Origin of the sequence: Pseudomonas sp. RIT-PI-S, from assembly GCF_025642975.1 — a bacterium.
GTDB lineage: Bacteria > Pseudomonadota > Gammaproteobacteria > Pseudomonadales > Pseudomonadaceae > Aquipseudomonas.
In genome coordinates this window covers 168,610-188,897 of record NZ_JANZKJ010000006.1, presented here as the reverse complement: position 1 = coordinate 188,897, position 20,288 = coordinate 168,610, and the positions used below count along the sequence as shown (strand labels likewise).

The 20,288-nt window shown below is 62.0% G+C and carries 18 protein-coding genes and 1 pseudogene; 14 read left to right on the top strand and 5 right to left on the bottom strand.

Features of this window, described 5'->3' with window-relative positions; translation table 11 throughout:
* Positions 1 to 11: 11 nt before the first annotated feature.
* Positions 12 to 977 (bottom strand): 2-hydroxyacid dehydrogenase, encoded by a 966-nt coding sequence (locus OGL93_RS11155; protein WP_263262700.1) that lies wholly within the window; start codon positions 975 to 977, stop codon positions 12 to 14.
* Positions 978 to 1,074: 97 nt separating this feature from the next.
* Between OGL93_RS11155 and OGL93_RS11150 the strand changes: the two genes are divergently transcribed.
* From OGL93_RS11150 to OGL93_RS11110, 9 genes are all read left to right on the top strand, one after another.
* Complete coding sequence (locus OGL93_RS11150; RefSeq protein ID WP_263262699.1) at positions 1,075 to 1,704, top strand: LysE family transporter; 630 nt, start codon at positions 1,075 to 1,077, stop codon at positions 1,702 to 1,704.
* Positions 1,705 to 1,789: 85 nt separating this feature from the next.
* Positions 1,790 to 3,481, top strand: a complete 1,692-nt coding sequence (locus tag OGL93_RS11145; RefSeq protein ID WP_263262698.1) for a fatty acid--CoA ligase — start codon at positions 1,790 to 1,792, stop codon at positions 3,479 to 3,481.
* Between the two features lie 312 nt (positions 3,482 to 3,793).
* A complete protein-coding gene (locus tag OGL93_RS11140) occupies positions 3,794 to 5,725 on the top strand; it encodes a DUF1302 domain-containing protein (protein WP_263262697.1) in 1,932 nt (643 codons plus the stop codon).
* Between the two features lie 15 nt (positions 5,726 to 5,740).
* Positions 5,741 to 7,102: a DUF1329 domain-containing protein gene (locus OGL93_RS11135; protein ID WP_263262696.1), complete on the top strand. Its 1,362-nt coding sequence runs from the start codon at positions 5,741 to 5,743 to the stop codon at positions 7,100 to 7,102.
* A 171-nt stretch (positions 7,103 to 7,273) separates the two neighbouring features.
* Complete coding sequence (pstS, locus tag OGL93_RS11130; RefSeq protein ID WP_263262695.1) at positions 7,274 to 8,287, top strand: phosphate ABC transporter substrate-binding protein PstS; 1,014 nt, start codon at positions 7,274 to 7,276, stop codon at positions 8,285 to 8,287.
* A gap of 68 nt (positions 8,288 to 8,355) precedes the next feature.
* Positions 8,356 to 9,351: a phosphate ABC transporter permease subunit PstC gene (pstC, locus tag OGL93_RS11125; RefSeq protein ID WP_263262694.1), complete on the top strand. Its 996-nt coding sequence runs from the start codon at positions 8,356 to 8,358 to the stop codon at positions 9,349 to 9,351.
* Between the two features lie 53 nt (positions 9,352 to 9,404).
* Positions 9,405 to 10,223, top strand: coding sequence for a phosphate ABC transporter permease PstA (gene pstA, locus OGL93_RS11120; RefSeq protein ID WP_263262775.1), 819 nt, complete (start codon positions 9,405 to 9,407; stop codon positions 10,221 to 10,223).
* On the top strand, positions 10,223 to 10,996 hold the full coding sequence (pstB, locus tag OGL93_RS11115) for a phosphate ABC transporter ATP-binding protein PstB (protein ID WP_263262693.1): 774 nt from the start codon (positions 10,223 to 10,225) through the stop codon (positions 10,994 to 10,996). The genes pstA and pstB overlap by 1 nt, the downstream gene beginning before the upstream one ends.
* Positions 10,997 to 11,192: 196 nt before the next feature.
* The gene (locus tag OGL93_RS11110) at positions 11,193 to 12,062 is read left to right on the top strand and encodes a polysaccharide lyase family 7 protein (RefSeq protein ID WP_263262692.1); all 870 of its coding nucleotides are present in this window, start codon (positions 11,193 to 11,195) and stop codon (positions 12,060 to 12,062) included.
* Between the two features lie 20 nt (positions 12,063 to 12,082).
* On the opposite strand, the gene OGL93_RS11105 is transcribed toward OGL93_RS11110, so the two are convergent.
* On the bottom strand, positions 12,083 to 12,739 hold the full coding sequence (locus OGL93_RS11105; protein WP_263262691.1) for a polysaccharide lyase family 7 protein: 657 nt from the start codon (positions 12,737 to 12,739) through the stop codon (positions 12,083 to 12,085).
* 275 nt (positions 12,740 to 13,014) lie between these two features.
* On the opposite strand from OGL93_RS11105, the pseudogene OGL93_RS11100 reads away from it, so the two are divergent.
* Positions 13,015 to 13,739, top strand: a pseudogene (locus tag OGL93_RS11100) (OmpA family protein); the annotation flags it as partial.
* Between the two features lie 17 nt (positions 13,740 to 13,756).
* Here the strand turns inward: OGL93_RS11100 and pta are convergent.
* Positions 13,757 to 15,847, bottom strand: coding sequence for a phosphate acetyltransferase (gene pta, locus OGL93_RS11095; RefSeq protein WP_263262690.1), 2,091 nt, complete (start codon positions 15,845 to 15,847; stop codon positions 13,757 to 13,759).
* Positions 15,848 to 16,023: 176 nt separating this feature from the next.
* Here pta and OGL93_RS11090 point away from each other — a divergent pair, with 176 nt between their 5' ends.
* The 3 genes from OGL93_RS11090 to OGL93_RS11080 all read left to right on the top strand — a co-directional run bounded on the left by OGL93_RS11090 (position 16,024) and on the right by OGL93_RS11080 (position 18,224).
* Complete coding sequence (locus OGL93_RS11090) at positions 16,024 to 16,509, top strand: peptidylprolyl isomerase (RefSeq protein ID WP_263262689.1); 486 nt, start codon at positions 16,024 to 16,026, stop codon at positions 16,507 to 16,509.
* Between the two features lie 19 nt (positions 16,510 to 16,528).
* Complete coding sequence (locus OGL93_RS11085; RefSeq protein WP_263262688.1) at positions 16,529 to 17,011, top strand: glutathione peroxidase; 483 nt, start codon at positions 16,529 to 16,531, stop codon at positions 17,009 to 17,011.
* A 94-nt stretch (positions 17,012 to 17,105) separates the two neighbouring features.
* Complete coding sequence (locus tag OGL93_RS11080; RefSeq protein WP_263262687.1) at positions 17,106 to 18,224, top strand: NADH:flavin oxidoreductase; 1,119 nt, start codon at positions 17,106 to 17,108, stop codon at positions 18,222 to 18,224.
* 25 nt (positions 18,225 to 18,249) lie between these two features.
* Here OGL93_RS11080 and OGL93_RS11075 read toward each other — a convergent pair whose 3' ends face one another.
* Together OGL93_RS11075 and cysZ are read right to left on the bottom strand one after the other, a co-directional pair.
* Positions 18,250 to 18,615, bottom strand: coding sequence for a hypothetical protein (locus OGL93_RS11075; RefSeq protein ID WP_263262686.1), 366 nt, complete (start codon positions 18,613 to 18,615; stop codon positions 18,250 to 18,252).
* A 99-nt stretch (positions 18,616 to 18,714) separates the two neighbouring features.
* On the bottom strand, positions 18,715 to 19,464 hold the full coding sequence (cysZ, locus tag OGL93_RS11070; RefSeq protein WP_263262685.1) for a sulfate transporter CysZ: 750 nt from the start codon (positions 19,462 to 19,464) through the stop codon (positions 18,715 to 18,717).
* Positions 19,465 to 19,688: 224 nt separating this feature from the next.
* Between cysZ and OGL93_RS11065 the strand changes: the two genes are divergently transcribed.
* Positions 19,689 to 20,288, top strand: coding sequence for a peroxiredoxin (locus OGL93_RS11065; protein WP_263262684.1), 600 nt, complete (start codon positions 19,689 to 19,691; stop codon positions 20,286 to 20,288).

The window sequence follows — 20,288 nt, the reverse complement described above, 5'->3', positions numbered from 1 at the left end:
ACCCCGCCAGCTTAACCGACCACCCGCAACGGCTGGCCGGCAAAGTAACCCTGGGCGTTTTCGCTCATCTGCTCGATGATCCGCTGCCGCGCTTCCTTGCTGCCCCAGGCGCTGTGCGGGGTAACGATCAGCCGCGGGAGGTCGGCGGCCAGCAATGGGTTGCCCTGGGCAGGAGGCTCGGTACTCAACACATCGGTGGCGGCGCCGCCAAGATGGCCACTGCGCAAGGCGTCGGCCAAGGCACGTTCATCGACGATACCACCGCGGGCAGTGTTCACCAGCAGCGCGCCCGGTTTGAGCCGCGCGAGTTGCGCCGCGCCTATCATGCCGCGGGTGTGTTCGGTGAGGGGGCAGTGCAGGGTGAGGGCATCCACTTGTGGCAACAGCGCCTCGAGCGGCAAACGGCCTTCGCGCGCGGGGCGCCCGGGGAGCTGCCCAAGCAGCACGCGCATGCCGAAGGCTTCGGCCAGCCGTGCCACTGCGCTGCCCAGCTCGCCATGCCCCAGTAGCCCAAGGGTTTTGCCTTCAAGCTCCATGATCGGGTAATCGAGCAAACAGAACTGCGCCGAGCGCTGCCAGCGACCCTCTGCCACGGCGCGCTGGTAGTCGGGCAGGCGGGTAGCCAGGGCGAGCAGCAGCATCAAGGTGTGCTGCGCCACCGAAGGGGTGCCGTAGCCTTGGCAGTTGCACACTGTGACGCCGTGGTTGGCGGCGGCAGAGAGGTCTACATTGTTGGTACCCGTAGCAGCCACAAGGATCAGCTTGAGGTCAGGGCTGCGGGCGAGCGTCGAGGCGTCGATCACGACCTTGTTGGTGATCGCCACCTGTGCATCCGCCAGGCGGGCAGCGACGTCGCCCGGAGCGGTATGCGCATGCAGCTCCAGGCTGTCGAAGGCCTGGCGCAGGGAGCTGGGGTCCAGGTCGCCCAGGTCCAGGGAGCTGTAATCCAGAAAAACGGCGCGGCGGTTCGGGGTCATGGGCGGTCTCTTGGAGGCAACTGTATCTGTCGGGGTAGCCGGCGAAGGGGTAAGGTAACCGCTGCATCGGCTTGTTACATCTTTTAGAGGTTTGCACATGTATTGGAGTGAGTTTCTGGCAGTGGCCGCCATTCACCTGCTGGCGGTCGCCAGCCCTGGGCCGGACTTCGCCGTGGTGGTGCGCGAGAGTGTCACGCATGGTCGCCGCGCCGGGACCTGGACAGCCCTGGGGGTCGGCTCGGCGATCTTCCTGCACGTCGGCTATTCGCTGCTGGGCATTGGCCTGATCGTTTCTCAGTCGATCGTGCTGTTCAATGCCCTTAAATGGCTCGCCGCCGCCTACCTGCTGTACATCGGCTTCAAGGCGCTGCGCGCTCGCCCAGCCGGCGCCCAGCCCAGCGAAGCCGTAGCCGTTCCCCAGGGCCGAGCGCCGAAGGCCGCTTATGTGGCGGGCTTCATGACCAATGGATTGAACCCTAAGGCCACGCTGTTCTTTTTGTCGTTGTTTACCGTGGTCATCAATCCGCATACCCCGCTTGCCGTGCAAGCCGCTTATGGGGTGTACCTGGCTGTGGCCACTGCCGCCTGGTTCTGCCTGGTTGCCAGGTTGTTCAGCAACGCCCGGGTGCGCGCAGGCTTTGCCCGTATCGGCCATTGGTTCGACCGCACCATGGGCGCGGTGCTGATCGCGCTCGGAGTGAAGATCGCGTTTACCGAAATGCATTGAGCGGTGCCTTGCCGGGCCGCGCGTGGCCGGCAGGCGATGAGCTAGGCTTTGGCGTGCCCCTCCGCTCGCCAAAGGACCCTCCACGATGCAGACTCGGATCATCCCGCCTACTCCAGGCGCTTATGCCTTCCCGCTGTTGATCAAGCGGCTGTTGATGTCCGGCAGCCGCTACGAGCAAGCCCGCGAGATCGTCTACCGGGACCAGCTGCGCTACAGCTACAAAACCCTCGGCGAGCGCATTGCCCGGCTCGCCAATGTACTCACTCAGGCTGGCGTCAAAGCGGGCGATACCGTGGCGGTGATGGATTGGGACAGTCATCGCTACCTGGAATGCATGTTCGCCATTCCGATGATCGGGGCCGTGGTGCACACGATCAACGTGCGGCTGTCACCGGAACAGATTCTCTACACGATGAACCACGCCGAGGACCGCTACGTGCTGGTCAACGCAGACTTCGTGCCCCTGTACCAAGCCGTCGCCGGGCAGTTGACCACCGTGAGCAATACCATTTTGCTCACCGACAACCCTCACCCGCAGGCGGACCTGCCAGGGCTGCTGGGTGAGTACGAAACGCTGCTGGCGGCGGCCAGCCCCGAGTATGCCTTCCCGGATTTCGACGAAAACTCGGTAGCGACCACCTTCTACACCACCGGCACCACGGGAAACCCCAAGGGGGTGTACTTCACTCATCGGCAGCTGGTGCTGCACACCCTCTCGCTGTCGACCATGCTGGGAAGCATCGACTGTGTGCGCCTGATGGGCACCAACGACGTGTATATGCCCATTACTCCGATGTTCCACGTGCATGCCTGGGGCGTGCCTTACGCGGCGACCATGCTTGGCATCAAGCAGGTGTACCCAGGCCGTTACGAGCCAGACATGCTGCTGCGGTTGTGGCAAACCGAGCAGGTGACCTTCTCCCATTGCGTGCCCACCATCTTGCAGATGCTGCTCAACTGCGACCGTGCGCAGGGTGTGGATTTTGCCGGCTGGCGCATCATCATCGGTGGCAGCGCGCTCAACCGGGCCCTCTACGACGCCGCTCTGGCGCGTGGCATTCAATTGACCGCAGCCTATGGCATGTCGGAAACCTGCCCAATGATCTCTTGCGCCTACTTCGATCAGGCACTGATGGCCGCCGACGCCGAAGTGCGTGCAGATTTTCGGCTGAAAGCTGGCGTGCCGGTGCCGCTGGTCGAAGCGGCGGTGCTGGATTCGTCGGGGCAGGTGCTTCCAGCGGATGGCGAAAGCCAGGGCGAGCTTGTGTTGCGTGCGCCTTGGCTGAGCATGGGCTACCTTGACGAGCCCGAGCGCAGTGCGGAGCTGTGGGCGGGCGGCTGGCTGCATACCGGCGACGTCGCGACCCTGGACCACCACGGCGTCATCGATATCCGTGATCGGATCAAAGACGTGATCAAGACCGGCGGTGAGTGGATCTCCTCGCTGGAGCTGGAAGGGCTGATCGCTTTGCATCCGGCGGTACGCGAGGTGGCTGTGGTGGGGGTGCCAGATGCGCAATGGGGCGAGAGGCCGTTTGCCCTGCTGGTGCTGCGGCCGGAGCAGGAGCCGGTGGCGGCTACGCTGGCGGGCGATTTAAAGCGGCATCTGTTGCCGTACGTTCAGCAGGGGCAAATCAACAAGTGGGCCATCCCAAGCCAAGTGGCGGTGGTGGACCAGATCCCGAAGACCAGCGTGGGCAAGCTGGACAAGAAACGTATCCGGGCAGACATCAAGCGTTGGCAGGCTGATGGCCACCCGGCCATCGTCGCGCTCTAGCGTTGTTTATCTCAATAGCCCGTGCCAGAGCCTTCGAAACTGGCTAACGATCTTGCGTAATGTACTATTTCGGCCATTCTTGGGAGCACTGCCGCGCACCGCGTGGCTCATCTGGCCATCACTGGTGAATATTGTGATACATCACCGCAAGCTCATGCGCTCGGACCTAGCTATAGTCGACTTCGGGCCTCGTGCTTGTGCGGCTTTTTAGCTGTCACAACCGGGCTCAAGGCCGTGCGCTTCTCGGCACGGTCACCAGCGCCCAGGCGTTTGGCCGCTCCCAATAACAAGAATGTATATGGAGTAGTGTCGATGAACCCGATCCGTTCCCTCTGGCAGTGGGGCAGGCTGCCGCTGGCCGTCAGCCTTGCATCTACCTTCGCCACACCGGCGTTCGCGGTGAGCTTCAATATCGGCGAGATCGAAGGCCAGTTCGATTCGTCCCTGTCCATCGGCTCCAGCTGGTCTACCGCCAGCCCGAACAAGAACCTCATCGGTATAAACAACGGGGGCCGTGGCCTGTCGCAGACCTCTGACGACGGTCACCTGAACTTCAAACGCGGCGAGACCTTCTCGAAGATCTTCAAGGGCATCCATGACTTGGAGCTCAAGTACGGCGACACCGGGGTGTTCCTCCGAGGCAAGTACTGGTACGACTTCGAGCTCAAGGACGAAGACCGCCGCTTCAAGGACATCAGTGATTCAGGCCGCAAGGAGGGGGCGAAGTCTTCCGGCGCCCAGTTGCTCGACGCCTTTATCTATCACAACTATTCCATCGCCGACCTGCCAGGCACGGTGCGCCTGGGCAAGCAGGTGGTGAGCTGGGGCGAAAGCACCTTCATCGGCAATTCCATCAACAGCATCAACCCGGTCGATGTGTCTGCCTTCCGCCGCCCCGGCGCGGAAATCAAGGAAGGGCTGATTCCGGTCAACATGTTCTACCTGTCGCAAAACCTCACCGACAACCTCTCAGCGGAAGGCTTTTATCAGCTTGAGTGGGACCAGACGGTGGTGGACAACTGCGGCACCTTCTTCTCGCAGGCTGATGTGATCGCAGACGGTTGCGACAACAACCTGGCGGTGTTGCGTACCAGCAGCCGGCTGAGCAGCGCCTTGGGCGCCGCGGGGCTTCCGGCGGCAGCACGCTCAGCCGTGCTGGGCAGCCTGGGGCGCCAAGGGGTCAACTTCAGCAACGAGGGCGTGGTGGTGGCCCGCGACCCCGATCGGGACGCGCGCGATAGTGGCCAGTTCGGCTTGGCCATGCACTATAACTTCGAGCCGCTGGACACCGAATTCGGTGCGTACTACATGAACTACCACAGCCGCCTGCCGGTGTTCAGCGGCCGGGGCGGCTCCGCCAGTGCATACAGCGCCGCCAACTTGGTGGGGTCGCTGGTCGGCTCCGGGATTCCGCTCGCCACCGCTAGCGCCCTGGCCTCCACGCTATTGCCGGTCGTGGTGGCGGGTAATGGCAGTTACTACGTGGAGTACCCTGAGGACATTCACCTGTATGGCTTGAGCTTCTCCACCACGCTGCCTACGGGCACAGCCTGGAGTGGTGAACTCAGCTACCGGCCCAATGCGCCGGTTCAGATCAACACCACTGACATCCTTTATTCAGGGCTGTCCCCGCTCAACCCCAATGTGTCCCAAGTGCAGGGCGCTCCTGATACCGACCAGCCGGGCTACCGGCGCAAGGAAATCACCCAACTGCAGACCACCTTCACGCACTTCTTCGATCAGGTCATGTGGGCCGACCGACTTACCCTGGTAGGGGAGGTGGGCTGGACTCACGTCGGTGGGCTCGAAAGCACCTCAAAGCTGCGGTACGGGCGTGATCCCAGTTACGGCCCTGGGCCGTTGCCCAATGGCCAGTGCCAGGCGCTCAACGCCAGCACCCTCGCGGGCGGCCCACAAAACAACGTCAGCCGCTATTGCGAAAACGATGGTTTCACCACCACCGACTCCTGGGGTTACCGCATGCGGGCGATCTGGGATTTCAACAACGCCATCGCTGGTATCAACCTGCGGCCGAGCGTTGCCTGGTCTCATGACGTGGATGGCTACTCGCCAGGCCCGGGCGGTAACTTCGAGGAAGGGCGCAAGGCGATCAGCCTCGGCCTCGATGCGGACTACCTCAACACCTACACGGCCAGCCTGTCGTACACGAACTTCTTCGACGGCAAGTACAGCACCGTGGATGATCGCGACTTTGTAGCCATGAGCGTTGGCGTGAATTTCTGACCGGGGAACGGACGCATGAATAAGATCAAAACCGTGGTATGGGTCTCGGCTCTGGCGTTATCGGTAATGGCGGCCAATGGTTGGGCGGCGGTATCCGCAGCGGACGCGGCCAAACTGGGTACCACTCTCACGCCTATGGGCGCGGAGAAAGCGGGGAACGCCGATGGCTCCATTCCGGCATGGGCACCGATGGCGAAAACCGCTGGCGCGGTCGATGCCAAGGGTTTTCTGGCTGACCCCTATGCCAATGAAAAACCGCTGTTCGTGATCGACAGCAAGAACGTTGATAAATACGCCAGCAAGCTCACCCCGGGGCAGGTCGCGATGATCAAGCGCTTCCCGGATTACAACCTGCCGGTTTATCCGGGGCACCGCGGTGCGACGGTGCCGGATGCCGTGTTCGCGGCGATCAAGGACAACGCCACGCAAGCCAAGCTGGTCAGTGACGGCAATGGCTTGGAGAACTTCAAGATCGCCGTTCCTTTCCCGATCCCGCAAACCGGGCTCGAGGTGGTGTGGAATCACATCACCCGCTACCGCGGCGGTTCGGTGAGCCGCACCATTACCCAGGCCACGCCGCAGCAGAATGGCGACTACAGCCTGGTGACCTTCGAGGACTCGTTCGTCTTCCGCGACCGTATGAAGGATTACGATCCGGCCAACCCCGGCAATATTCTCTTCTACTTCAAGCAGGCGGTCACCGCGCCGGCGCGCCTGGCCGGCACCGTGTTGCTGGTGCACGAGCCGATCGACCAGATCAAGCAACCTCGCAAGGCCTGGGTCTACAACGCCGGGCAGCGGCGGGTGCGGGAAGCACCACAGGTGGCCTACGACGGCCCCGGTACGGCGGCGGACGGCATGCGCACCTCGGACAACCTCGACATGTACAACGGCGCGCCGGACCGTTACGACTGGAAGCTGGTCGGCAAGCAGGAGCTGTACATCCCGGCCAACAGCTACAAACTGGACTCGCCCACGCTTCACTACGCCGACATCATCAAGCCTGGCCACATCAACCAGGCCCTGGCGCGTTATGAGCTGCGCCGGGTATGGCATGTGGTGGCCACGCTCAAGCCCGGAGCGCGGCACATCTATGCCAAGCGAGAATTCTACTTCGACGAAGACACCTGGCAGGCGGCCGAGATCGACCATTACGATGGCCGTGGTGAGCTGTGGCGTGTCGCGGAGGCCCATGCCCAGACCTACTACAACTATCAGGTGCCATGGACCACGCTCGAAACCCTCTACGACTTGACCAGTGGCCGTTACCTGGCGCTGGGCATGAAGAATGAGGAAAAGCACGCGTACAACTTCGAATACACCGCCACCCTGGCGGATTACACGCAAGCGGCGTTGCGCCAGAGTGGCGTTCGCTAAACCCTGCCTCCCTTCCTCCATTGCCTGAGCACGCTACGCGGCGTGTATCAGGCAATGTCCTAATGCCATGTTTTAAAAAGACTGTCATCAAAAGGTCACATTCAAAGCATTAAATCAGCACGGCCAACTCCCCTGGAATGACTCCATGGGGACCCTGACTGAGGTGTTGCCGTGAAACTGCTGACCAAAAATCGCCTATCGATTTTGCTGGCTTCGCTGTGCCTTTCTGGTGTTGCCCACGCGACGACCGTTACCGGCGCGGGCTCGAGCTTCGTATACCCAGTGCTCTCCAAATGGAGCGAGGCCTACTCCAAAGACAGTGAACACCGCATCAACTATCAGTCGATCGGTTCGGGCGGTGGCATTGCGCAGATCAAAGCAGCAACCGTGGACTTCGGTGCATCCGACGCGCCGATGAGCGCCGACGACCTCAGCGCCGGTGGCCTGGGCCAGTTCCCTAGCGTAATCGGCGGCATCGTGCCGATCGTCAACATCGAAGGCATCAAGCCTGGCGAGTTGAAGCTGGACGGTGAGACCCTCGGCAAGATCTTCCAAGGCACCATCACCACCTGGAACGACCCAGCCATCGCCGCGCTCAACAGCGGTGTCAGCCTGCCGGGCGACAAGATCACCGTAGTGCACCGTTCGGACGGCTCCGGTACCTCGTTCAACTTCACCAACTACCTGCAGAAAGCCAGCGGCGAATGGAAAGCCGGCGCCGGCAGCACCGTACAGTGGCCGGTTGGGGTGGGTGGCAAGGGTAACGAAGGCGTTTCGGCTTACGTGAAGCAGATCAAGAACTCCATTGGCTACGTGGAATACGCCTACGCCAAGCAGAACCAGATGGCCTATACCCAGCTCAAGAACGCCGCTGGCAAGTTCGTTTCGCCCGACATGAAAACCTTCGCGGCCGCGGCGGATACCGCCGACTGGAGCAGCGCCAAAGACTTCAACCTGCTGATGGTCAACGCCCCTGGCGAAAACGCCTGGCCGATCACCGCCACCACTTGGATCATCATGTACAAGCAGCCGAAAAACGCCGAGCAGAGCAAGGCTGCCTTCGACTTCTTCAAATGGACCTTCGAGAAAGGCCAGACCCAAGCCGCGGCGCTGGACTACGTTGCCCTGCCGGACACCCTGGTCAAGCGCATCGAAGGCTACTGGCAGTCTGAATTCGCCAAGTAACCGCAACCTGAAGCCCGTCCCTCAGCCGACCTCCGGTCAGCTGGGGGATTTGCCATGAGTAGCCCTCCATGACCGACAACTCCCAAGTGCTGACCAACATGACTGCCGAGCGCCAAAGCGAAAGCGAAGCCCGCGCGGCCAGGGACCAACGCCACGACCTATGGTTTCGCCGCACCGTGCGCGGCGCTGCCATGCTGGTGCTGCTCCTGTTGGCCAGTATCGCCGGTTCAACCCTGTGGGGCGGCAGTGAAGCGTTCCGAACCTTCGGCCTGGACTTCCTCACCACTACGGACTGGGACGCCGTCGCCGGCCGTTTCGGCGCAGTGGTGCCTGTTTATGGAACCCTGGTCACCTCCTTTCTGGCGTTGCTGATCGCGGTACCCGTGAGCTTCGGCATCGCTATTTTCCTGACCGAAGTCGCCCCGCCCTGGCTGCGCATGCCGATCGCCTCGGCCATCGAGCTGCTGGCGGGTATCCCTTCGATCATCTATGGCATGTGGGGCCTCTTCGTGTTCGCGCCCTTCATGGCGCAACACCTGTCGCCCTGGATCAATGACACGCTCGGGGCCATTCCCGGCATAGGCGCGCTGTTCCAAGGGCCGCCCCTGGGCATCGGCACCCTGACTGCCGGCATCGTGCTGGCAATCATGATCATCCCGTTCATTACCTCGGTGATGAACGAAGTGTTCCGCACCGTACCTGTGGCTCTGAAAGAGTCGGCTTACGCCCTGGGCGGCACCACTTGGGAAGTGGTCTGGGACATCGTCCTGCCCTATACCCGCACTGCGGTGGTGGGCGGGATCTTCCTCGGCCTCGGCCGCGCGCTGGGTGAAACCATGGCGGTGACCTTCGTGCTGGGGAACGCCCATCAATTGTCCGCCTCGTTGTTGATGCCAAGCAGTTCGATCGCCTCGGTCATCGCCAACGAGTTCAGCGAGGCCTACACCGACCTGCATCGCTCCTCGCTGATCGCCCTGGGCTTTTTGCTGTTCGTCGTAACGTTCATCGTGCTGGCCTGTGCCCGGCTGATGCTGATGCGCCTGTCGCGCAAGGAGGGCCTGTGAGTTCGCCGAATGAAAACCTCTACCGCCTGCGCAGCTTCAAAAACAAGCTAGCGATGGTCCTGAGCTGCGGGGCCACGCTATTCGGCCTGCTGTGGCTGGTTTGGATTCTGCTCACCACCTTGCTCAACGGGTTCGAAGCCCTGGGCACCGCGCTGTTCACCCAGATGACGCCGCCGCCGGGTAGCCCGGGCGGCTTGGCCAACGCCTTCTATGGCAGCGCGCTGATGTCGTTGATCGCCCTGTTGATCGGCACTCCGATCGGGCTGATGGCCGGCGTATGGCTGGCGGAGTTCGCCCGCCACACCAAGCTGGGCATGGCGGTGCGCTTCATTAACGACATTCTGTTGTCGGCGCCCTCGATCGTGTTGGGGCTGTTCATCTACACCGCGTTCATCCTGCCCGTCAGCGCCCTGACCGATCATCGCGTGGGTTTCTCGGCCCTGGCTGGCGCGCTGACCCTGGCGCTGCTGGTGATCCCGGTGGTAGTGCGCACTACCGACGAAATGCTTCAACTGCAACCCTCGACCATGCGAGAAGCCGCGCTGGCGCTGGGCGTGCCCCAGTGGAAGCTGACGCTGCAGATCGTGCTGCGCGCAGCGCGCGCCGGCGTGGTGACCGGAGTGTTGCTGGCGCTGGCGCGCATCACCGGTGAAACCGCGCCGCTGCTGTTCACGGCGTTCGGTAACCAGTTCTGGAGCAGCGATGTGCTCAAGCCCATGGCCAGCGTGCCGGTGGTGATCTTCCAGTACGCCATGAGCCCCTTCGACGACTGGCACGCCCTGGCCTGGGCCGGTGCGCTTGTGCTGACGATGTTCGTGTTGATGCTTAGCCTGCTTTCCCGCCTCATTCTTTTGCGCGATAGGTCCAATTGATGAATAACCTCGCCCCGAAACGAACCAAGATCCAGGTGCGCGACCTCGAGTTCTTCTACGATAGCCATCGCTCGCTAAAGTCCATCAACATGGACATCCCTGAGAAGCACGTAACGGCGATCATCGGCCCCTCCGGCTGCGGCAAATCCACCTTGCTGCGGGTGTTCAACCGGATCTATTCGATGTACCCCAAGCAGGAAGCGCGCGGTGAGGTGCTGCTCAACGGCGAGAACATCCTGGCCCCTGGTTACTCCATGAACCGCCTGCGCAGCCATGTGGGCATGGTGTTCCAGAAGCCTGTGCCGTTCCCGATGTCGATTTTCGACAACATTGCCTACGCGGTGCGCCATCACGAGCGGCTCAACCGCCGCGAGATGGAGGAGCGGGTAGAGCAGGCCCTGCGCGGTGCCGCCCTGTGGGACGAGGTGAAGGACAAGCTCAAGCAGAGCGCCCAAAGCCTCTCCGGTGGCCAGCAGCAGCGCTTGTGCATCGCCCGTACCATCGCCCTGCGCCCGCAGGTGCTGCTGCTCGACGAGCCGACCTCGGCACTGGACCCGATCTCCACCGGGCGGATCGAGCAGTTGATCACCGAGCTCAAGGAGCAGTTCACCGTCATCATCGTTACCCACAACATGCAACAGGCGGCACGCTGCTCCGACTACACCGCCTTCATGTTCCTGGGTGAACTGATCGAGCATGGGGACACCGACACCATCTTCACCAAGCCGAACAAGACCCAGACCGAGGACTACATCACCGGGCGGTTCGGTTAAGCAGCACAAGGCTGTGGCGCGGTTCCGCCCTGCGGATCAGCGCCCTGCCCAGGATCAGCGGTAAGGAGGATAAACGTAAAAGGGTGGCCACCAGGGTTGTGCCTTCGGTACCTGTCAACTCTGCCAGCTAGGCACTGTGATGCAGGGTCGATACGGTATGTGTACCTGCCGCCATCTACTGATTGAGGCTCGCGTTATGGCGAATTTCGACCTTACGCCCTTTGATATCACCACTCCCAAACCTAAACCCGGCGGCACGACGGCGCTTACCGTTCCCGGGCACCGCATCGACGAAGTCCGTGAATTCGCCCGCTATGAGGAGGGCTGCGCGGTGCTATGGGCGCCGACTAGCGGTGCCACTACGGCAAGCGTCAACCGCACCCGCTGTGAGGTCAAGGGCAAGCCGTTCTACCTGGCCGATGGTGTTAAACACATTGCACGGCTGACCTCGCAGGTGCAGCAGGTGAACTGGAAGGGCAGCTTCGTGCTGATCCAGGCTCATTGCCACGATGGCAACGACCCTACCCTCAAAGGGTTTATCGAGACCAAGGACCGACTTTCCGGAGTTTTCAAGGTGGGCTTGCGCATCGCACCAGACCCCGCTGCCCCACCCAAGCAGGTGGTATTCGAGCCGGTAGACCTCGCCCAGCCCTTCACCGTGCAGGTTTGCTTGCACGCCGGTGGAAAAGTCGAGGTGGGCTTCGAACAGGAGGGTTGCAAGGAGATGCTGAGTGCATGGCTCAGCGACGAACGCGCTGCCCGGCCACATGTGTTTCACATGGGCGCATACAACCAAGTCGATCAAGGTCACGAATCGGAGCCGGCAACCGATGGCACGCTGCTCAGGATCGTGGACATACTTGAATGCCACGAGCAGTCAGAGGGCACGCCGCCACTGGATGGCGCCGCCTTCAACGCCATGATCGACCACGCTTGCACTTTGCCGCGCCAGGCTATGTTGCTGGAGTTGAACCGCATCACCGACCTGATCGATGAAGCGGATCTTCCCGACGACGTTTCCGGGCCACTCTACCTACGTATCAAGGCTATCAAGGGCCAAGCCTGAGCGGCCCGGGGCGATCATCGTTACTGGTGGCTCACGTCCAGGCGCGTGTACGTGACCTTGCCGCCCTCGGTGGCGTAGCCCACGTTGTCGAGGGTGTACACACCAGCCTTGAAGTAGAACGCATAGCCATACCACGACGGCGCCAGTTGGATTTGTGGCCCGGCATTGTTGATCAGCACCGTCAGCTTGCCTTGCTTGTTCATCTGGATGGCATAGGCAAAGGGCTTGTTCAGCGGCACGTTAGGTACGGTGTAAGCCACCGGGCTCTTCACATCGGTCGGGTTAACGCGATATTCCAGGTCGATGTTGCCGGTGCCGTTGGCATAGCGGTAAACCACCTTGAGCAGCGGGGCGGCGGCGTCCTTGGCGTGGATTTGCGCCACGACCACACGGCCGGTCGAGGGCACCTGATCCACGGAAAGGGTGCCTTTGAGCGTGTTCAGGCCACTGCTGTACAACCAATTGCGAGCCTTGCCGTCTGTGGCGGTTTCGCGCAGCTCAGAGCGAGGGAAGTCGCTGCTGCCTGCGTGCGAACCCGTTACAGGCGCCCAGAACACAATCTTGTCACCCGTGTTGGTGAAGTAGGACGTTTGTAGCCTGGGAATCGCGGCGGTGGCCACGGTGAGCGCAGGCGTTTGAATCGGAAGCGTAAGGTTCCAGACTGTCAGGTCGATCATGCTTGTAATGCTCGAGTGGGCTGGCCCTCACTCGGGAGGCTTCAGCCGGGCAGGCGTAGCACTATTTGCCTTCCATGGCGCTACTTCGGAGTTAACGGCACGCTGCTTGGGCGCTTGATGGCATTCTGACCAGCGGTACGGTAGAGCCCCGCCAGGCCGACGTGCGGGGCGCTTGGGAAAAACCGTGAAACAAACGTCACTGGAATTTGCCAGGCCTCCCAGGCTCAAATCCGCATCCGTAATGCACGCTTTCCCGATGCCTATTCGTAACCAGGAGTCCCCGATGCGCACCCCTTGCCGCCTGATCCTCGTCACTACCGTTGTTGCCGTGTTGGCCGGCTGCGCTGGGCAAAACCCCTATGCGAACCAAGGCCAGGGGAGCCAGGGCCAAACCGGCCAAGGTGTCAACAACACCACCAAATACGGCGGGCTCGGTGCGCTGGCCGGGGCGGTAGCGGGTGCTGCCATCGACCATAACAACCGCGGCAAGGGCGCATTGATTGGCGCCGCGGTGGTAGGTGCCGCGTCCGCGGGCTATGGCTATTATGCCGACCGCCAGGAAAAGGCCCTGCGCGAAAGCATGGCCAACACTGGCGTGGAAGTGCAGCGCCAGGGGGACCAGATCAAACTGATCATGCCCGGCAACATCACCTTCGCCACAGACTCCTCTGCAATTGCCCCAAGTTTCTACTCGCCGCTGAACAACCTCGCGGGCTCGTTCAAGCAGTTCAACGAGAACAACATCGAGATCGTCGGTTACACCGACAGCACCGGCAGCCGCCAGCACAACATGGACCTGTCCCTGCAACGGGCCCAGGCCGTGAGCACCTATTTGAGTTCGCAGGGCGTCGATCCGGCGCGGCTGTCCGTGCGTGGCGCCGGCCCTGACCAACCCATCGCCAGCAATGCCGACGCCAATGGCCGCGCGCAGAACCGCCGCGTCGAGGTGAACCTCAAGCCCATCCCTGGGCAGCAGTATCAGCAACCCGCTCAGCAGTAAGCGCCTGGCGAGCCAGCTCAGGTCGAGCGGCTTGCCTGGATGGCGGTCAGGGCGATGGTGTACACGATGTCATCGACCTGAGCGCCGCGGGGCAGGTCGCTCACCGGTTTGCGCAGCCCCTGCAGCATTGGCCCGAGGCTTACGCAATCTGCGCTGCGTTGCACCGCTTTATGGGTGGTGTTGCCGCTGTTGAGGTCCGGGAACACGAACACCGTGGCGCGGCCTGCGACCTCGCTGTCCGGTGCCAGCTGGCGGGCAATCGCCTCGTTGATTGCCGCGTCATATTGCAGAGGCCCATCCACCAATAGATCGCGCTGCGTTTCGCGAGCCAGGAGCGTGGCCTCGCGAACTTTTTCCACCTCCTCGCCGGCAGCGGACTGACCGCTGGAGTAGCTCAACATGGCGACCCGCGGCGCGATACCCAGGGCTTGCGCGGAGTCCGCGCTTTGCAAGGCGATCTGGGCCAGCTCGGCAGCGTCCGGGTGAGGATTCATTACACAATCCCCATACACCACGACCTGGTCTGGAAACAGCATGAAAAACACCGAAGACACCAGGCTCCAGCCTGGCGCGGTTTTTATCAGCTGCAAGGCCGGGCGGATGGTGTTGGCGGTGGAGTGCACCAGCCCGGAAACCAACCCGTCCACTTCATCCAGCGCCAGCATCATGGTGCCAATCACTACCGGGTCTTCCAGCTGCTGCTCGGCCATGGGCGCGTTCAGGTTTTTACTGTTGCGCAGCTCCACCATAGGCTCTACATAACGCCCGCGAATCTCATCCGGATCGAGGACCTCCAGCCCTGCTGGCAATTCCAGCCCTTGGGCACGGGCAACCGCCTCGACCTCGGCAGGCTTGGCCAGCAGCACGCAGCGCGCAATGCCCCGCGCCTGGCAGATCGCAGCGGCTTGCACCGTCAAGGGTTCGCTACCTTCCGGCAGCACGATGCGCTTGTTCGCCTGCTGCGCGCGTTGGATCAACTGGTAACGGAACACGGCTGGCGACAGCCGCAGTTCGCGCGGGGTGCCGCAACGCTGGTGGAGCCAGGCGGCATCCAGATGGCTGGCGACGAAATCGGTGATGTTCTCCGCGCGCTCGCGGTCATCGACGGGAATTTCATTGTTCAGCTGATTCAGGCGCGTGGCGGTGTCGTAGGAGCCACTGCTGACCGACAGCAACGGCAGGCCGGCCTGCAGCGCACCTCGGCATAGTTCCATCACCCGAGGGTCGGGGCGGATGTCGCTGGTGAGCAGCACGCCCGCCAGCGGAACGCCATTGAGCGATGCCAGTGAAGCGGCCAGCAGGATATCGTCACGGTCACCCGGGGTAACCACCAGTACGCCCGGCTTGAGCAACTGCAAGGTGTTGAGCACCGTACGGGCGCAAATGATGATGCGCGACATTCGCCGTTGCTCGTAGTCACCGGCGTTGATCACCTCCGCGCCCATCAGTTCGGCCACATCGCGGGTCCGCGGGGCATTGAGTTCGGGCTGGTAAGGGATGCAGCCGAGCAAGCGGAAGTCTCCCGCGCGCAGCAGCGGCGAATGCTCGCGCAAGCGCACCGCGAACTGCTCGATGCTTTCTTCGGTGCGGACCTTGTTGAGGATGACGCCGATCAGCTTCGGGTCGCTGGCCCCGCCAAACAGGCGAGCCTGCAGGTCCACCCGCCCGGAGAGCTCCGCCAGTGCTTCGTTTTCCGGGGCCGAGACGAGAATCACGTCCGCGTCCATGCTCTTGGCCAGGTGCTGGTTGACCCGTGCGGCATAGCTGGCCTGGCGGGTGGGGACCATGCCTTCGACCACCAGTACGTCCTTGCCCACGCCTGCCTGTTGGTAAAGGGTGATGATTTCTTCAAGGAGTTCATCGAGTTGGCCGTCGCCCAACATCCGCTCTACATGGCCAAGGGCCAGAGGGGAGGGCGGCTTGAGCCCGTGGGTCCGTGCCACCAATTCGCTGGAACGCTCCGGCCCGGTGTCGCCGGGGTGCGGCTGGCTTACCGGCTTGAAGAACCCTACCTTGAGCCCGGCGCGCTCCAAAGTGCGGATCAGCCCGAGGCTGATGGAGGTCAAGCCAACGCCAAAATCAGTTGGCGCGATGAAAAAGGTTTGCATGATATGTCTCGGTCAGCAAAACAGGCCGCGGTCTTTCTTCACTGCTGGGCCAGATGAGCCAAGGGTACCGCCAAAGTCCCGCCGAGCGCACCCGCCGCAGGCTCGTCATATTCGCAATCGTCACCATGCTTGTTTACACTGAGGTCTTCTAATCTCTTGTGCAAAGGTCTTACCCCATGCTCATTGCCGCCAACAAGGCTGTGTCCATCGACTACACCCTCACCAACGATGCTGGTGAGGTCATCGACAGCTCGGCCGGCGGTGCGCCGCTGGTATACCTGCATGGCGCCGGCAACATCATTCCGGGCCTGGAAAAGGCGCTCGCAGGTAAGCAGCCTCAGGATGAAGTGGATGTGACCATCGAACCCGAAGACGCTTACGGCGAATACTCGCCCGAGCTGGTCAGCACCCTGAGCCGCAGCATGTTCGAAGGCGTCGATGAGCTGGAAGTCGGCATGCAGTTCCACGCTTCCGCGCCCGATGGCCAGATGCAGATCGTCACCATTCGTGACCTGGACGGCGATGACGTCACCGTTGATGGCAATCACCCGCTCGCCGGCCAGCGCCTGAACTTCAAGGTCAAGGTAGTGGACGTACGTGACGCCAGCGAAGAAGAAGTGGCCCACGGTCACGTTCACGGCGAAGGCGGCCACCACCACTGATCGGTTGCGGGGAAGGGACATGAGCGCGTTTCACGACACTCGACTCGTTGCACTCGATGGCAGCACGCTGCCGCTGGACGGTTTCGCCGGCCAAGTGGTGCTGGTGGTGAACGTGGCGTCGAAGTGCGGCCTTACCCCGCAATACGAAGGCCTGGAGCATTTGCAAGAACGCTTCGGGTCTCGTGGCTTTACGGTGCTCGGTGTACCTTGCAATCAGTTCGGCGGTCAGGAGCCGGGCTCTGAGGCCGAGATTCAGGCCTTTTGCAGCACTCACTATGCCGTGACGTTCCCGCTCACCGCCAAGATGGAGGTGAACGGCGACCAGCGTCATCCGTTGTATCGGCTATTGGTTGGCGAGGGCGCGGAGTTTCCTGGGGACATCTCCTGGAACTTCGAAAAGTTTCTCGTCGGCAAGGACGGCCGTGTACTGGCTCGCTTTTCCCCTCGCACTCCGCCGCAAGACCCCGCACTGCTAAACGCTATCGAAGGCGCCCTGGGCTGACCTGCGGGGCGTGCAATCACCCGCATCAATAATGGTAGGCCGCCGCGCCCGTCATGCCTAAGCTTGCTCCCTGAACTACACGGAGACAGCGCAAATGTCGGTGCAATCTTTGTTTCAACCTTTCGTCTCGGGGCCGCTCACGCTGGCGTCGCGCATTGTCATGGCACCCATGACGCGCTCGTTCTCGCCGGGTGGCGTACCTAACGACCAGGTGATCGAATACTACCGTCGTCGCGCGGCCGCAGGCGTTGGCTTGATCATCACCGAAGGCACCACAGTCGATCATCCAGCTGCCAACGGCTACCCAAACGTACCGCGCTTCCATGGCGAGGATGCACTGGCTGGCTGGCGCAAGGTCGTCGAGGCGGTGCATGCCGAAGGTGGCAAGATCGCTCCACAGCTGTGGCACGTGGGCAATGTGAGGCGGTTGGGTACTGAGCCCGACGGATCAGTGCCTGGCTATGGCCCAATGGAAAAACGCAAAGACGACCAAGTGGTCGTCCATGGCATGACCCAAGCCGACATCGACGCTGTAATCGTGGCCTTCGCCGAGGCTGCGGCCGCCGCGAAGGCCATCGGCATGGATGCGGTGGAAATTCACGGTGCCCACGGCTACCTGATCGACCAGTTCTTTTGGGAGGCCAGCAACCAAAGGGAGGATGCCTACGGCGGCTCCGTGCAAGGTCGCTCGCGCTTCGCGGTCGAGCTGATACAGGCTGTGCGCGCAGCGGTAGGGCCAGACTATCCGATCATTTTCCGCTTCTCCCAATGGAAGCAGCAGGATTACAGCGCGCGGCTGGCGCCGACGCCCGAGGCACTCGAGGAGTTTTTGCAGCCGTTGGCGCAAGCGGGCGTGGATATCTTCCATTGTTCCACCCGGCGCTTCTGGGAGGCGGAGTTCCCCGATGCCCCAGCCGATGTCGCCGGGCTCAACCTTGCCGGGTGGACGCGCCGCCTGACGGGCAAACCGGTAATCACCGTGGGCAGCGTTGGTTTGGATGGGGAGTTTCTTAAATTCATGGCCAAGACCGACGAGGTGGCGCAGCCCGCCCGCCTGGACGGCCTGGTTGCTCGGTTGGAGCAGCAGGAGTTCGATCTGGTGGCGGTGGGGCGCGCGTTGCTGGTAGACCCGGATTGGGCGGTCAAGGTGCGGGAGGGGCGTGACGATGACATCCTGGCGTTCAGCCGGGATGCGCTAGGCAACCTCAGCTGAACGCAAGCAGGGTCAACCGAGGAGGTTAAACAAGCCGGAAATAAACCGCTTCCATGGCTTGGCTGACCTGCGCTGGCGTGTGGTCCGGGACCCGGTGCTCATCGGCGAAGCTGTAGGCCACGAAGAACACCCCGAGGGTATCGGTGTCGCTGTCCACTGGGGAAGGCGGGTCCTGCTCGAGGATCCGCCGGGTAGTGGCGTAGGTCAGGCTTTCTGAGTAGATCACCAGCCGTTCTTCGAGGTTGTTGACACCGTTCAGATAGACCTGGTCCGGGTTCAGGTCTGGGCTCAAGCCATGTTCCGCCATCGCCGCAAGCAGCTCCGCATAGACCCGCTCGGCCAGTTGTTCAAACCCTTCCACATGGCTGAAATCCCGTTCGCTATCGCTCATAGTCGTTCCTTCAAATGGGGCTAACCTGCCCTGGCCCCCTGAGGCAATTTCAGGGGGCGCCATTTGAGCCAACTCCTGCTCCGTTCTGGCTTTAAATAACTATGCCACGGGCGGGTTGGAGGCCTCGCGCTCGCGGACCCAGAAGAGCGTCGCGCCGGCCACTGCTGCCGGCATCATCAGGATGTTGACCAGGGGGATCAGCAGCGCCACGTACACGACGCTGCCAAAGCTGAGGCTGGCCCAGCGCTTCTGTCGCAGCCAGGCGAGCATGCTGTCCCAGCTCATCTTGTGGTTGTCGGCGGGGTAGTCGATGTATTGGATGGCCATCATCCACACCCCGAACAATAGCCACAGCGGTGCGGCAATGATGTTCACTCCGGGGATCAATGACAGCACCAGCAGGCCGGCCGCCCGGGGCAGGTAGTACGCCAGCTTGCGCATTTCCCGGCCAAAGGTGCGCGGCACCAGGGCGGCGAGTTCCGCCCAACTGAACGGCGGAGAAACATCCGTGCCGCGGACCACGCCTTCCACCTTCTCCGATAAGAAGCCGTTAAACGGCGCGGCGATGATATTCGCCACCATGGTGAAGGTGAAAAACACCATCAGCAGGACCAGCATCACGAAAAGCGGCCAAAGGATGTAGTTGAGCAAGCCCAGCCAGGTGGGCAGAACAGGCATCAGCTGGCTTACCCACAGACTGAACTCGTGGCCGGCGAAATAAATCAAACCCACGAACAACACCAGGTTGATCGACAGGGGCAACAGCACGAACAGCCGCAGCCCTGGGCTCAGCACCAGCTTCAGCCCATGGCGCAGGTATTGCGGGCCGGAAAGGACAGGCAATGGCATGGAAAGCTTGCTCCAACAGAGATGTTGGCGGCACGGTACCGGCTTTGAGTGAACGGGAAAAGCGCTCCGCAGCGCTTGGAAACATAGTCATGGCCCTTGCCGGTACCGAGCGAGGACGAATAGGCGGCCCCTATGGGCAGAATTGCCAAAGGGTATTTCCCAAGCCGGCTGGTCCTCGTTAAGCTTCACGCACTTCAATTTTCAACCCTTTCTGGAGATGCCCCATGAGTATTCTGGTCAACCGCCAGGCCCCGGATTTCGACGCTCCCGCCGTGCTCGGCGACGGCAGCATCGTAGACAGCTTCACGCTGTCATCGCTGCGCGGGAAGTACGTGGTGCTGTTCTTCTGGCCGCTGGACTTCACCTTCGTGTGCCCCTCGGAAATCATCGCCCACAACAACCGTATCGCCCGTTTCCGTGAGCTGGGTGTAGAGGTGGTAGGCGTGTCGATCGACTCGCAGTTCACCCATTACGCCTGGCGCAGCACGCCGGTCGAGAAGGGCGGCATCGGTGCCGTCGAGTTCCCGATGGTGGCGGACGTCAAGCATGAAATCACGCGCTCGTACGGTATCGAGCATGCGGATGGCGTTGCGCTGCGGGCTTCCTTCCTGATCGACCAGCAGGGTGTTGTTCAACACCAAGTGGTCAATAACCTGCCGCTGGGGCGCGAGGTAGACGAGATGCTGCGGCTGGTCGAAGCGCTGCAGTTCACCGAACAGTACGGTGAGGTGTGCCCCGCGGGCTGGCGTCCAGGGCAAAAGGGTATGAAGGCCGATGCCGAGGGCGTTGCCGCTTACCTGGCGGAAAACGCCCAGGGCTTGTAA